General features: G+C 55.0%; 11 protein-coding genes. 6 read left to right on the top strand and 5 right to left on the bottom strand.

The genetic code is table 11. The features are described 5' to 3' along the window. Positions 1 to 16: 16 nt before the first annotated feature. Positions 17 to 658: an MBL fold metallo-hydrolase gene (locus BG841_RS03675; RefSeq protein ID WP_070056415.1), complete on the bottom strand. Its 642-nt coding sequence runs from the start codon at positions 656 to 658 to the stop codon at positions 17 to 19. A 164-nt stretch (positions 659 to 822) separates the two neighbouring features. On the opposite strand from BG841_RS03675, the gene BG841_RS03670 reads away from it, so the two are divergent. Continuing rightward, positions 823 to 1,494, top strand: coding sequence for a 2OG-Fe(II) oxygenase (locus tag BG841_RS03670; protein ID WP_070056414.1), 672 nt, complete (start codon positions 823 to 825; stop codon positions 1,492 to 1,494). A gap of 47 nt (positions 1,495 to 1,541) precedes the next feature. Here BG841_RS03670 and BG841_RS03665 read toward each other — a convergent pair whose 3' ends face one another. Further along, positions 1,542 to 3,017, bottom strand: a complete 1,476-nt coding sequence (locus BG841_RS03665; RefSeq protein WP_070056413.1) for a ShlB/FhaC/HecB family hemolysin secretion/activation protein — start codon at positions 3,015 to 3,017, stop codon at positions 1,542 to 1,544. A gap of 177 nt (positions 3,018 to 3,194) precedes the next feature. Here BG841_RS03665 and BG841_RS03660 point away from each other — a divergent pair, with 177 nt between their 5' ends. Beyond that, a complete protein-coding gene (locus BG841_RS03660; protein WP_070056412.1) occupies positions 3,195 to 4,343 on the top strand; it encodes a FecR domain-containing protein in 1,149 nt (382 codons plus the stop codon). A 4-nt stretch (positions 4,344 to 4,347) separates the two neighbouring features. Further along, entirely contained in the window at positions 4,348 to 7,098 is a 2,751-nt protein-coding gene (locus tag BG841_RS03655) for an EAL domain-containing protein (protein ID WP_158007592.1), read from the top strand. 527 nt (positions 7,099 to 7,625) lie between these two features. On the opposite strand, the gene BG841_RS03650 is transcribed toward BG841_RS03655, so the two are convergent. The 3 genes from BG841_RS03650 to BG841_RS03640 are packed head-to-tail and all read right to left on the bottom strand — an operon-like array spanning position 7,626 to position 9,778. Beyond that, positions 7,626 to 8,288: a hypothetical protein gene (locus tag BG841_RS03650; RefSeq protein WP_070056410.1), complete on the bottom strand. Its 663-nt coding sequence runs from the start codon at positions 8,286 to 8,288 to the stop codon at positions 7,626 to 7,628. Further along, entirely contained in the window at positions 8,269 to 8,679 is a 411-nt protein-coding gene (locus BG841_RS03645) for a hypothetical protein (RefSeq protein ID WP_070056409.1), read from the bottom strand. Before BG841_RS03645 ends, BG841_RS03650 begins: the two co-directional genes overlap by 20 nt. After that, entirely contained in the window at positions 8,663 to 9,778 is a 1,116-nt protein-coding gene (locus tag BG841_RS03640) for a hypothetical protein (protein WP_070056408.1), read from the bottom strand. Before BG841_RS03640 ends, BG841_RS03645 begins: the two co-directional genes overlap by 17 nt. Before the next feature lie 453 nt (positions 9,779 to 10,231). Here BG841_RS03640 and BG841_RS03635 point away from each other — a divergent pair, with 453 nt between their 5' ends. The 3 genes from BG841_RS03635 to BG841_RS17010 form a co-directional block, all read left to right on the top strand. After that, a complete protein-coding gene (locus BG841_RS03635; RefSeq protein ID WP_070056407.1) occupies positions 10,232 to 10,789 on the top strand; it encodes a recombinase family protein in 558 nt (185 codons plus the stop codon). A 142-nt stretch (positions 10,790 to 10,931) separates the two neighbouring features. Then, positions 10,932 to 12,043 (top strand): IS3 family transposase gene (locus BG841_RS03625; protein ID WP_228141586.1). Its coding sequence is split into 2 segments (ribosomal slippage): positions 10,932 to 11,193 and positions 11,193 to 12,043, totalling 1,113 coding nucleotides; the frame shifts between segments, so codons are not numbered across the junction. A 438-nt stretch (positions 12,044 to 12,481) separates the two neighbouring features. Then, positions 12,482 to 13,751: hypothetical protein (locus tag BG841_RS17010; protein ID WP_158007591.1), on the top strand; the 1,270-nt coding region annotated here is incomplete at its 3' end.

Genomic DNA, 13,751 nt, shown 5'->3' with positions numbered 1-13,751 from the left:
GCTGTGTGGACGCTCGTCAGCCCCGGTGATCCGACACAAACGGGTTGCTGGCGCGTTCGTTGCCAAAGCTGGACATGGGGCCGTGACCGGGAACAAACCGCACCGCATCTCCCAGAGGAAACAGTTTGCCGCGGATAGTGCGGATCAGCGTGTCGTAATCCCCTTTGGGGAAGTCGGTGCGGCCGATGGCCCCCTGAAACAATACGTCCCCCACCAGCGCCAGTTCACTTGGCTGATGATAAAACACCACGTGCCCCGGCGTATGTCCGGGGGCGTGGATCACCTGCAGTTGCAGATCGCCCACACTGACCCGGTCATCGTCGCCCAGCCAGCGATCCGGGGTAAACATTTCCGGGGTGGGCAGCCCGAACATCTGCGCTTGTTGCGGCAGGGCCTGAATCCAGAACAGATCGTCCCGGTGGGGTCCCTCAACGGGCACTTCCAAGGTGCGCGCCAGTTCCGCGGTGCCGCCCACATGGTCCAAATGGCCATGGGTCAGCAGTATCTTGGTCACCGTGACGCCGGCGTCCGCAATGGCGGCGTTCACCAGATGCAAATCACCGCCGGGGTCCACGACCGCCGCTTCATTGGTGCGTGTGCACCAGATCAAAGAACAGTTCTGCTGAAAGGGGGTGACCGGGATGATGCGGTACTGCATGGTGGCTCATGGCTCCATTTAATTCTCAAATGTAGGCGGACATGGTAGCTTGACTGGTGCATGTTTGCGAAGGCTCCAGGATCAGCCGGGTAAGGACGCCCGTCAGAGAGCCGCTCGGGATACGTACCAAAACGTTGAGCGACTTCAGTGAGGAGAAGGGAAATATGGGTGCATTGGAACGATTCGAAGATGATCGTGGAGAGGGCAATAGCAGCCACGTTTTTGAGGCCATAGCGGCGGATGTGTGGGAAAAAGGCTACAGCATTCAACCCAACGCCGTGCCCACGGATGTGCTGGACGCACTGTGGCAACAACTGCGTAGCATGCCTGCGCACGAATTTGATCCCGCCGGGGTAGGGCGACAGCACGCCCATGCCATCAACAGTTTTGTCCGCAGCGACGCCACCAGCTGGATCGAAGGGGACACACCCGCCGGTGCGCGCTGGCTGAATTGGACGGCAGCGCTGCAGCAGTATCTCAACCGCCGCTTGTTTCTTGGTTTGTTTTCCTTTGAGAGTCACTTTTCACATTACGCCCCGGGTGATTTCTACAAGAAACATCTGGATGCCTTCAAAGGGCAGTCGAACCGGGTGTTGTCGGTGGTGCTGTATTTAAATCCCGACTGGATGCCCGACGATGGCGGCGAACTGGCGCTGTATCACGGTGAGCGTGGGCAGCAGCTGCTCAAAGTCACCCCCAGCATGGGGACCCTGGTGACTTTTCTGAGTGAAGACTTTCCCCATGAAGTTTTGCCCGCCAAACGCGACCGCTACGCCATCGCGGGCTGGTTCCGGGTCAACACCACCAGCGCTGAACGGGCGGATCCTCCGGATTAGGCGCCTCGCCCCACCGGGTGCGGGGTTGGCGCGTGAGCGGGTGACGGTCAAAAGTAGACGGTCAATCGCCCCGTCAATCGCGGCAGTTTGTCGCGGTATTCGGAGCCTGTGGTCAGCGGCTTGCCGAATTCGATGTAGGAGGCGAACTGCCGGGTGAGCAGCCGCACGCCCAACCCGGACGCCGCTGCCGAAGCGCGTTCATCACTGACGTTTACGTCGGTGCTGGCAATACCGTAGTAAACGTAGGGCACCCAGCGGGCGCCGGGTAGCCAGCGATCATCACTGAACCCCCGGCGGAGCTCCAGTTTGGTGCCAATGCCCGAGTCGCCACTGAGTTCGCCCGGTTCATATGCGTTGGTTAAGCGCGTACCGCCGGCCGAAAATCGTTGTGAGTAGGGCAGGTTGTCGCCGGAGTATTGGCCGGCGATGTCCAGTCTCATGGAAAAGCCGACGGGCAGAGGCTGCCACAGCGTGTATTGCGCACTGATCAGCTGGAATGCCAGGTCAATGGGTTCGTTGGTGCGGCTGTCGCGCCGGCCCGCACCGAAGGCATCCACTCCTATGAGTCCGGCAATCCCCAGGCGGGAGGTGCCACTGCCGTGCTGCACGGACGCCAACACCCCGGCCTCCGCCATGCGCAACCGTTCGTCCACTTCGGTTTCATTTCCCCGTTCGCGGGTGTAGTCGCGCAGGGTGACACTGCTGTCAAACACCAGCGCGCGAGTGCTGGCGTCGATCACCTGGTGGCGCCACCGGAGGCGGGACCAAAGGCGGCGGTAGACCCGGCTCGGGCTGGTGGTGTCCTGGGGCACCGCTCGGGAGACGTCAATGTCGGCGTACAGGGTGTTGGCGCCATTGGGGGACAGGGACACCCCTGCACCAACAGAGCGGTAACCCGCCGATTCGAGGGTGTGGAGACCGGCCAGATAGACCTCATCCAGGCCCCCTCCGGGGCTGTACAGGCGGATGCGGCCGGCCACCAGATGCTGCCCGAGTTGTTGACCGCCTTCGGCACTGTAGGTCAGTTCGCCCCCGAGCCGCGGCACGATTGCCACGGACAGGCGGTGGCGACCCGGAGACAACTCTTCGGTGTCGATCTCAAGGCCTGCGCCCAGGGTGTGTGCCAGTCCCTGGATAAACCGGTCGATGGTCCGGGTGGATATGGGAGCGTGTCCCAACAGCGGCTGAACGCGTTCCCGCACAGAGGCCTGCTGTCGGAACCCGCCGCCGTTGACCCGCGTATCGGTAATCCGGGGTTCTGCAACCATCACCACCAGGATGTCATCACCAGCCGGGTGGGGCGCGACCCTGACCGCCGGGGCAAGGTATCCCTGACTGAGGTAATAGTCCCGTGTGCGGTCGCGCAGCTGAATCCGTACTGGCAGGGTGGGTGCCTGGCCGAGCCGGTCGGCATACAGCGGAAACAGCTGCTCGGCGTCAAAGGCCGAAACGCCCTCGAACAAGACCGCCGCCAGGGCGCGCTCCCCCGCCGAAGCGTAACCTGCCGGCAGGGAGAGCGCCATGAATAAAGTGAACCAGTTCAGTGCGTTTGCGCGCGCTGTTGTTATAGTTGTGCGGGTAACCATGGGTTGAGGTTAGCGCCATCGCGTGTTTCGGTATGTAAAGTTTTGTGGTGAAGTGTAAGCGGCACCGGAAGGCCTGCAAAAAAGTGCTATGACTGTAGCAACGAGGATAAAAAAATGCGCTTGATTAATGGATTAACCAACAGCAAATCCTGTCGCACTTTTCTGGGCCTGGCGGTGCTGCTGCTGGCCTGCGTGTCGATGGCGGCCGAACCGGTGCGCGTGGCCCAGATGACCGGGACGGTGCAGTATCGTGGTAACGCCGACCAGCCCTGGCAAGCGGCAGAGGCGGGAATGTCCGTTGCCGTACCGGTCGAGTTTCAGGCGCTGGCGGACGGTGAGGGGACCCTGGCGCAGGCCGGCTCAGAGTTCGAACTGAAAAGCGGAGCCCACATTGCCTTACACGCCAAGGCTCCTGACGCGGGCGGACTGGTTACCCGGGTAAAACAATGGATCGGCACGGTGTTTTACCGGATTGAGCGTCAGCCGGATCAATTCAGCGTGGAAACCCCGTTCCTGGTCTCGACCGTGAAGGGCACCCGTTTCGTGGTCGTGTCCACCGAAACCTCAACCACGGTGACGCTCACCGAGGGAGCGCTGGAAGTGCGCGACCTTGCTACCGGACAGACGCGCCTGCTCGCCCCCGGCGATGTGGCCGGCGCCGGCGCCGAGCAGGCGGGACTGCGCTACTTCCAGAGCGGTGGAGCCAGGCTGGCGGCTCAGTCCGCTTCGCAGACGGAACTTTTGCAACCCATCGGAGCGCATGTGCATACCGGTGTTGACAATGGTCTGGTGGCCGTAACCGGAGCCGGGTTGGGCGTGGGCGTAGACAGCGATCTGGGGGCCAAGGCGGACCTGAACCTGGGTCTGGGCGACGGTCTCGGGGCGGAAGTCGGTCTGGGTCTGGGTGGGGGTGATGGCCTGGGTGTGGATGCCGGGTTGAACGTTGGTCTGGGCGACGACCTGGGTGTGGATGCCGGGTTGAACGTTGGTCTGGGCGACGATCTGGGTGTGGATGCCGGGTTGAGCGTTGGTCTGGGCGACGACCTGGGTGCAGATGCCGGATTGAACGTTGGTCTGGGTGACGATCTGGGCGCGGATGTTGGTTTGAACGCTGGATTGGGTGATGACCTGGGGGTAGATGCCGGGTTGAATATCGGCGCGGGTACCGATCCGGATGCCGGTGTGGGCATCGACCTCGGTGTGGGTGACGGCCTGGGTGTCGGAATCGGCCTGGGCCTTGGTCTCGGTCTGGGTTCAGATTAAGGGCATGCCCGCTGCGACAGTGCGCCTGTTCAAGCGCCGTCCGGTGAGCAAAATCAGTGTGGCTGCCTTACTGGCGGCCCTGGTTTTTGCCCTGTTGTACGGGACGAATCTACTGGAGCGTCCGGAAGCGGGATTCCGTGACCAGATTGTCGCTCTGCTCATCAAGGAGCAACCCAGTAACCTGCTCATTCTCGAAATAGATTCCACCAGTATCGAGACGGTGGGGCAGTGGCCATGGCCCCGGAGTGTGTTTGCAGCGGCGATCACCGCCCTCGATCAGGCGGGGATCCGGTCGTTGATGGTGGACGTGGATTTCAGCGCAGTTTCCACCCTTGGCGGGGACGCGGAGTTGGAAGAGGCGATCCGCTCGGTGGCCGCAACCGTGCCTACCTACCTTCCGGTGTTTGTTCAACGTCGCAGCCACGGCGATGGGGAGTTGATGATACGGCGCCCCTTGTCCCATTTGAGCGGCGGCGCGGAGCTGGTCGCCGTGAACATGCAGCCGGAGCAGGACGGTCTGGTGCGGTTTCTGTCGGTGGGTTTTCGTTGGCAAGAAGGATTCTATCGGGGCGCCTGGAATGCGTTGGCGGGGCACAGCGACGCCGGCACCTGGGTTGACTACAGCATTTCCCCGGCATCGTTCCATTACATCCGCTTTATTGATCTGCTTGAAGGTCGTGTGCCCGCGCACAAACTGCACGGCCGGGATGTCATCATCGGAGCAACCGCCATTGAGCTGGGTGACATGCTGGCCACCCCCGTTCATCAGGTCTTGCCGGGTGCGGTGATTCAGGCGCTGGGGGCGCAAACACTGCGCAACGGCGGCCTGCATGCGCTCACGCCGATGGCGGCGGTCTTCAGCCTGGCGTTGTTCTGGCTCGGCGCCACCCTGGTGTTCAGTCGGTGCAGCTGGTGGCGAGGCTTGCAGGTGCTGGGCCTGTTCGTTTTATGCTCGGTCGGTCTGTTCGTCTGGGCCTATCAGGGCGCGGGTCTGATTGTGTATGTGTTCAATCCGGTGCTCTTGTGCGGGCTGGTGTATGTGGCGATCAACCTTGCCCGGCTCGACACGGCAACGCTGGAGCGTCTCTGGCTGCAAATCAGTCTGCGGGATAACGAAGCCTTGCTGGACCGCATCGTCGCCACCACCAACGACTACATTCTGTGTGTGGACGCTGATGGGGTGATCACCAAGGCCAATCAGGCAATCCTGACGCTGTGCGATATGTCCGAAGCGGCCATGTGTAACTCTCCGCTCAGCGACTGTCTGCCGGAAGCCCGCCAGGGGGTGCTGAGGCTACCCAGCACCCCATTTGATACCCAGCTGGTGACCCGTTCGGGACTGCGCATTCCGGTGCAGGCCACGGTCAGTCGGGTGGCCACGTCCGGGCAGGCGATCTTCACCGTGGTGCTGCGCGATTTAAGCGAGCGGGTGGCGCGGGAACAGGAGCTGGAATACCGCGCCACCTACGACGGTCTCACCGGTCTGTTAAACCGCTCTGCGTTTTTTGAGCGGGTCGTCGACTCCCTGCAATACCACCCTTCCGGCTGCCTGATTTGTGTGGATATTGATTATTTCAGAGAGGTGAACGACACCTACGGGCACGTCGCGGGGGATCAGTTACTGAAAACGGTGGCGCAGCGTATTGCAGTGTACGTCGCTGCGCTGGGGCCTTGTGCCCGTATTGGTGGCGATGGCTTTGCGCTGTGGTTGGCGGGCCAGAAATTTGCCGCCGGTGGCCAGCGGGTGTGTGAGCGCCTGCTGGAAGAAATAGAACGCCCGCATACGTTGGACGCCAATGTGGGCGCCTCGGTACAGGTGTCGGCAACCGCCGGGGTGGCGGACTATGAACACCATGACAGCGCGCCGGCACAGGCGGAAACCCTGCTGCGTCAGGCCCTGGATGCCACGCGGCTGGCCAAACAGGAGGGTGTTGCGGTGCGTTGCTACAGCCAGAGCGACAGCCAGGCGGCCATGCGCCGGCTCGAACTGGTGCCGGCCATACGCAGCCATATCAACAGCGATGCTTTCCAGCTGTTGTATCAGCCCAAACTGGACCTTGAAACCCTCACCCCGGTCGGTTGCGAAGCGCTGCTGCGCTGGCCGCGCAATGATGGCGAGATGGTGTCCGTTGACCAGCTGATCGCGGTGGCCGAAAACTCCCGCCAAATCGCGCCACTGACCCGCTGGGTGGTGGAAACCCTGCTCGCCCAGGAGGCGCATTGGCAGCAAAAGGGCTGGCCCCGCAACATCGCCCTGAACCTGTCTCCGCGCCTGTTCCAGGACCGCAATTTCATTGCCGGCCTGAAAGATCTGCTGCGCTCAAGCCGTGGCTATTATTCAATTGAGTGTGAAATTACCGAAACCGCACTGCTGGGTAACGAAAACCGCGCGCTGGCACTGTTTGACGAGCTGGTGGACAGCGGGGCGACACTTGCCATCGACGATTACGGGACGGGGTATTCCTCCCTTGCCTATCTGCAGAGTATCCGTGCCTCGGTGCTCAAGATTGACCGTTCGTTCGTGACCGGGATCCAGCAGTCGCCTGCCAATCAGGTCATCGTCCGTTCCACCATCAACATGGCGCACGAACTGGGTATGCGCGTGGTGGCGGAGGGCGTGGAAACCCCGGGCGACGAGCAGTTTCTGCGGGTCCACCGCTGCGACCTGGTGCAGGGTTACCTCTATGCGCGGCCGTTGGCGCTGCCGGAGCTGGAGCGCTGGCTGGCAACCCGCATCAGCGAGCCGGTGTGGTGAGGGACGGGGGGAGCATAAAAAAAGCCCCTGGACACAGGGGCTTTTCTTTAAGTTGGTGGAGACGGCGGGGATCGAACCCGCGTCCGCCAGCAGTTTAATATCAATAGGTTACAGGCCGGTGCGTTTGCGTTTGTACCAATGGTTTGTACCAAGCGCAGGCTTAGGTTACCCGTAAGAGGCACTGTCCGAAAGGTTTCTGTTAGAAAAAGATCTGAGCCTTAAATCTATAGAGCTAAGGGCAAATTTCCCCCGTCCCCCCCCCCCTCCTAGTTGCCTTCAGCAAAAGATAAAGTGCATCGTGTCATGAGTAACAAAGCAGTCAATCATTTCTGAAAGCGCTCTCAGGGTAGGTGACTGTTCCGTCGATCATTTAAGCTGGAAGAGGTGTCTTGGCTGAAAGGACTCTCCGTCTCTACTAGGCATTAGTAACTCTGCGTAAGGCTATCTCTGTGATGTAGGTATACGTTAGGCGCTGAAAACAGGGAGTTTTCCAGAAAAACTTGAGGGATGCAGTGGTAGGGGATTTATCATCGGTCTTGTGGCTGGAAGTATAGAGGAACCGCAAAATGGATAATTTTGACGATTTCATCGCTGTTTGGGTGTCTGTGAGTGGTCTGCAGTTCTAATCCGTCAATGGAATGGCTGTCACAGCTGTGAAAAGAGTGGCCTTCGCATTCACTTATTAGTTTTTCCTTCCATTTCCTTAAAAAGTCCCCACTGTTGCGGCTTCGCTGACAGTAAATAAGAATGCCGTGGGTTTCTGTATAAGTTTCCCTAGCCCTGGCTGAAAAATTGAAACCTGGGGAGTACCTGGTCATAAGTTGCTGGAATCCTTTCCAAATATGTGCGTAGCTGTTGTCTTTCTTAGCCTCACCTAGCCACTTGTATTTCTGCATTATTACCGTAATGTCGACATGGCCGTTTGTGCAGGTCTCGTGGGAGGCAGTCCAGCTTCTTGCCTTTAACCATTGAACTATGCTGATTGTGAGATCGTCTTCACTAGAAGCTGACTTTTGATGAGCCGCAGCGGCTAGCTCATCTATGGCTTCTCTTAAATCATCGTTGAGAAGACTTATGAAGTCCTCGTAATTCCCGCCGCCTTGATGAAGCTTAATGCGTTTGATTATTCCTGGCATAGAGGTCTTATCGAGGATTTCAAGACTCGCTAAATCAGTTTCTTGAAAGCTCATCTTTGATCTCGTAAACTAGGAATATGTGTGACTTGAAGTTTTGTACCTCTATACCCTTAATAGGATGAATGAAATGGTTTTGCTCTATTGCTTCGTTGACATCTGAGCTCTCCAAGGGTAGTGGGCCTAGGTTATCATCTAAAAACTCGTATATTAAGTTTATGTATCCGATATCTTTTTTTGATAAGTAAATGAGCCCATTTAATATGTCAGTGTTGCTGTATTTTCCATCCAACCTATTAGCTATGTGCTGGAAGTAGAACTTTCTCGACTTAAAGTTTAAATAACTACTATGCATTACTGTTGCTATATCAATGGCCAGCTCTGCCATCTCCTCAGGGGGATGGTCGGAATAAATTCTTTCGAGGACTACATTATTCAGGGTGGCCATGTTGCAAGACCCTATCAATAGTTAAATTGATCTCTGATGCATTGATGTGCCGGTTTACTATCAGGTAACTCAAGTCGGGATTAGCTTGGCGCATCATTCTTCGGGTGCCAGGGAACAATGCCTCAATCTTCCGATCTCTGTCGCCGAATGTTATTTCCCACTCGACCGCTAAGCGAAAAGCGTCTACGCTCTCCACAGCCTTTTTTCCTCCATCGTGGAAAGGTTCAGAGCGAATGTCCTGATCTTGCTTGCGCAGATGCTGATAGTGAAGCGAATCGTTTGGGCATTCAAATGCGAGCTCGCAAATACGACCGGTATCTGAGTTGTACAAGCTGTTAATTATTGGAAACATATTTATTCTGGGTGTTTCTATATTTTTATCAAGTTCCCGAATTTGAGCGCGTAGAAGGCTTTCGATTATATCGCGTGCGTTTTCTATGTCATCTCTGGATGTTTTGCTAGCGTTATCGATTCTTATTTCTAGTCGACAGGCAGGGATATTCACCGATATTATATCAATGAATTGAGCTACTTCCGTTTTTGAGGCAATGATTTTATCGTAGCCTTCGAGCCTTACTCTATCCACTTCTTCAAATTCAGAGATGTTTAATTTAATTCTCTCGTTGTAATCCCTCTTGATGCCAATCGGGAAATAGTAGACCCCGTCAATTTCAGTTTGACCGCAATAATATGGTTCATAATCGATGCCATCTAATTCGTCTTTTATCACTTTAAATGGATACAGTTCTGCAAAACGACTTTCAAGAGTATGGTTCTTGAATAGGTGGTTCGCAATTTTTTGAGCAGTGTCTTGGTCGGGAATTGAATAAACGGATACTGCTTTATCCGACGAAAGGTTTAACTCATCTAAGATCTTTGTTAGTTTTGACTTAGAGTATTGGAATACTTTGAGGCGACCTTCTTCGTATTGACTATTCAACTTCCGAAACGTCGCTTCCCAACCGTTGGAAACTGGTATGTCAAGCGCTGTAAGTAGTAAGCGTGCATCGTCCCACCGCTCTACTCTGTCCTGTACCTGTTCGACAAAGCAGCGAATAAAAAAATATTGAGAATCTGTATCTTTTTTGTCCAGAAACATCTGTTTTCCTACAGTACAATCAGAAGCCCAATCATGTTCGTTGGATTTTTTTAGCGGTAGTAAAAGAGCCTTGGAATCCGTTCCATGTATATGTGCGAAATTTTGGAAGATTCGACGACTACATTAAACGCTTTCGCCAGTCTCTAAGTAGTTAGCTTGCCATTCGAGTTTTGTTTGTAAGACGCTAGTCACTTTTCGAAAGTATAGCAAGCTCTTTTGCTCGATAGGCCGACACATGGGCTCGCTAGGGAGCCTTCAAACTGTATGGAGTATGCTGACCAGTCGTTTTAAGTCGTGCCGTGTCTAAGAGGGTAAGCTATTTGGACACGCTCACCACCCGTCCGCTAGCCCGCATTACACCGTGTCCAGATAAGTCTTTTTGTAATTATTTGACACTCTGTCTAGATATCTCTTAAAGTTTGTTGGACGTTATGGTTCGAGGAGGGTATTGCTATGAGTGGACAGCACGTTGCGTACATTAGGGTCAGCTCAGTTGACCAGAACACAGACCGCCAGCTAGCGGACACAGGTATAGCGTTTCACCAGACGTTTACCGATAAGGTCAGTGGCAGAGATAGAGACAGGCCAGCACTTCAAGCCTGCCTTAACCACATACGGAAGGGTGACCATTTGCATGTTCACAGCATCGATAGGCTGGCAAGAAACATGGTTGATCTGCTTGAGCTGGTGAAGGAGGTCACAGAGAAAGGGGTGACTCTTCAGTTCCACAAGGAGCAGATGACATTCACTGGTGAAGAGAACCCGTTCCAGAACTTGCAGCTTCAAATGCTCGGAGCATGTGCTGAGTTCGAGGTAGCCATGATCAGGGAGCGACAGCGAGAGGGCATTGCAGCAGCAAGGAAGAAGGGTAAACAGATTGGAGCTAAGAGGAAGCTGACCCCAGAGCAAGTCGAAGAAATCAGAGTGAGAGTCAGTGCAGGTGAGCAGAAGAAGGCTCTTGCTCAAGAGTATGGAATTAGTCGCCAGACTCTCTACACAGCCCTTTCATAATCTATCTTTTTCTCCCGGACTCCGGCTGAGCTTTATGGCCTCTCAACGGCTTAAAGGCTCGCTGGAGTTGTAACCATCCCCTAAAATCGGTGCATGCGTAATTAGAGTTCTCTAGCCTACAATGAGGCAAACGGAGAGCGGCATGAAGAAATCACGGTACAGCGAGTCACAGATCGTCAAGATCCTGAAGGAGGTCGAGGGCGGTCGCCTGGTCAAGGAAGTGTGCCGGGAGTACGGCATTTCCGACGCGACTTACTACAACTGGAAGTCGAAGTACGGCGGCATGGAGGCTTCTGACGTGAAGCGCCTGAAGGAGCTGGAAGAGGAAAACCGCCGCTTGAAGCAGATGTACGCTGAGCTGAGTCTGGATCATAAGCTGCTGAAGGATGTGATCGAAAAAAAGCTGTAAAGCCAGCCGTTCGACGAGAACTGGTGGATTACCTCAAGCAGGCTCACGACGTCAGCATTCGCAGAGCCTGCCGAATCGCTGGCATCAGTGACTCTGTATACCGGTATCGGCCTGACACCTCCCGGGATGAGCCGGTGATTGCAGCGCTTCAAAGTGCGACTGAACGCTATCCTGCCTACGGCTTCAGCAAACTGTTCAAGGTGCTGCGCCGCTGGGGGCATGGATGGAATCACAAGCGAGTACACCGGTTGTACTGTGCACTCAACCTGAATAAGCGGCGACGGGGCAAGAAACGACTGCCGACACGAAACCCGGAGCCATTGAGCGTGCCAGCTACCGTTAATCGATGCTGGTCCATGGATTTCATGAGCGACAGTCTGTTCTGTGGTCGCCGGTTCCGCACCTTCAACGTGGTGGACGATTTTAATCGAGAGGTTCTGGCTATCGAGATTGACCTGAACCTGCCAGCACCGAGGGTCATACGGGTTCTGGAACGCATCATCGCTTGGCGAGGCTTCCCGGCCAAACTACGCATGGATAACGGCCCAGAATTCATCTCGATTGCCTTAGCAGATTGGGCTGAGCAACACGGCATTAAGCTGGAATTCATCAAGCGTGGCACACCCACTCAGAACTCGTATGTTGAGCGCTTCAATCGAACTTACCGGGACGAGATCTTGAATATGTATGTCTTTCGGAACCTCACCGAAGTCCGAGAGCTGACCGAATCCTGGATGACGGAGTACAACGATGAGCGTCCCCACGATTCACTGGAAGACCTGACGCCATGGGAATACCTGGCGAAACACCAACGGGCGGAAAACTCTAATCAGCGGTGCAACTGAAACAGGGATGGTTACAGAGTGGCTCATTGATTCTCGAGCTCTATCTGTAGTCATTTAGAGCGCTGGCCCTTAGTTGTTCTCGTGGCGAGGTATGAGGCTGGTTTTCTTTTGTAATGTTGGTCTCGCTTATCGATCGTGACCTTCGTGTTTTTAATTATGTCGGACCAAAGGAGAAAGGGTTCCAACATTAAAAATACAGAAGGAGTGAAACATGAGCGAAGACATGCAAGTGGTACTTATTCAAAAACATGCCACCAAGCCTGGTTTAAGAGGGAAAATTGATGCGAAGTGTATTGAGTGTATCTATGACCCTCGTCAGGAAGGAGGTTGGCGTCAGCAGGTAGAAAAATGCACTTCCCTGAGCTGTCCTCTCTACACAGTCAGGCCACGCAGTAGTTCAGCGCAAGCTGGGGGTCAATCTCTGCAGCTGGGGGAGGTGTGAGCATGCTGGCCTGTTCTGAAGGACTTGGGATTCCCAGCGTCTCGATTTCCAAAGACCACAAAGCTTCACAAGCTTTAAACCGATTGGTTTACACAGTTCCGGTAAGGCCCTCAACCTCGAGAGTTGGTCTGATGGGAGACCCCGTAGAAGAGTTGGTTGATTGTCTTGGCGTCGCTTCCAAGAGATATAGGGAAGCTGCTACGCAAGCTCTGTCGGTAATCTTATATAACGTCTATAGGCTCGAGAGAGACGTTAGTCCAGACCCACACGGCCTTTATGCGCTTGCCCTTCCTAGGCGAGCTCAGGGGTTTACCGTTCCTATGCGGTATAAAGTCAATCAAATCGGGCGCAAACTCTGGTGTAAGGTAATCGATGCCCTTGTAGCTGGAGGTTTCCTAGAGGTTGCTCTCAGGGGCTTTAAAGGTAAGGAGCATATGGCGGGCCTCACGTCGCTATACTATCCCACCGAAGCATTTCTCTTCTGGCTTGACCAAGTGGAAGGAAGGCTGCGGACAAAGCAGTTTGACCCGAATGCCGAGCAGTTGGTTTTGAAGTCGGTAGGCGAACAGGATCGAAGGAAACGCCTAGTTGATTATCAGGACTGTGAGATGACTCGTCAGCTAAGACGCCAAGTGCAGTTCATTTCTGAGGTGTTCCAGTCTCATCAAGTTCAAGCCTGGGTGCCACGAGAGCTATCCATGAAGGATGTCCCTTCGCCTCTGCTGGCGTATCGCAGGCACTTTCGTGACGACTTTACTAAGGGAGGAAGGGTCTTTTGTCCGCTCCAGAGTACTCCTTCAACTTTGCGCAAAAGCTTTCGGTTTGACGGAAAGCAAGTCGTAGAGCTGGATTACTCTTCTCACCAACCGAGAATGTGCTATCACTTGCAGGGGTTGCAAGCTCCTGAAGACTGCTATGCACATCCAACGATACCTAGAGCTCTTATAAAGGCAGCTACCACTAGGATAATGAACTGTCGGAACACCAGGCAGGCCAGAGCGTCAATCCAAGTGCTCTTAAACGAGGAGTGGTCGGAGTGGTCAGACACTAACGGAATGACTGCCGAAGTGTTGCTTGATGCTGTCTTTCAGCTTCACCCCATCATTAAGGAGCTGATGGGTAAAAATCTTTGGATGACGCTTCAGTATCTCGAGAGCTCTATAGCCTTGAGCATAATGGAGCGTCTCGCTCAAGATGACCTCCCGTGTCTGGGGATTCATGACTCTTTTGTGGTAGCAGTAGATGTAGAAGATCAATTACACCAGC

Origin of the sequence: Marinobacter sp. X15-166B, from assembly GCF_001752365.1 — a bacterium.
Taxonomy (GTDB): Bacteria; Pseudomonadota; Gammaproteobacteria; order Pseudomonadales; family Oleiphilaceae; genus Marinobacter.
This window is presented reverse-complemented; position numbering and strand designations above follow the sequence as displayed.

What these genes read in the sequence shown, in the direction of transcription:
- BG841_RS03660 (WP_070056412.1), top strand. Translation starts at nt 3,195, where the DNA reads ATGCGCTTGATTAATGGATTAACCAACAGCAAATCCTGTCGCACTTTT.
- BG841_RS03640 (WP_070056408.1), bottom strand. Translation starts at nt 9,778, where the DNA reads ATGTTTCTGGACAAAAAAGATACAGATTCTCAATATTTTTTTATTCGC.
- BG841_RS03665 (WP_070056413.1), bottom strand. Translation starts at nt 3,017, where the DNA reads ATGGCGCTCTCCCTGCCGGCAGGTTACGCTTCGGCGGGGGAGCGCGCC.
- BG841_RS03645 (WP_070056409.1), bottom strand. Translation starts at nt 8,679, where the DNA reads ATGGCCACCCTGAATAATGTAGTCCTCGAAAGAATTTATTCCGACCAT.
- BG841_RS03675 (WP_070056415.1), bottom strand. Translation starts at nt 658, where the DNA reads ATGCAGTACCGCATCATCCCGGTCACCCCCTTTCAGCAGAACTGTTCT.
- BG841_RS03655 (WP_158007592.1), top strand. Translation starts at nt 4,348, where the DNA reads ATGCCCGCTGCGACAGTGCGCCTGTTCAAGCGCCGTCCGGTGAGCAAA.
- BG841_RS03670 (WP_070056414.1), top strand. Translation starts at nt 823, where the DNA reads ATGGGTGCATTGGAACGATTCGAAGATGATCGTGGAGAGGGCAATAGC.
- BG841_RS03650 (WP_070056410.1), bottom strand. Translation starts at nt 8,288, where the DNA reads ATGAGCTTTCAAGAAACTGATTTAGCGAGTCTTGAAATCCTCGATAAG.
- BG841_RS03635 (WP_070056407.1), top strand. Translation starts at nt 10,232, where the DNA reads ATGAGTGGACAGCACGTTGCGTACATTAGGGTCAGCTCAGTTGACCAG.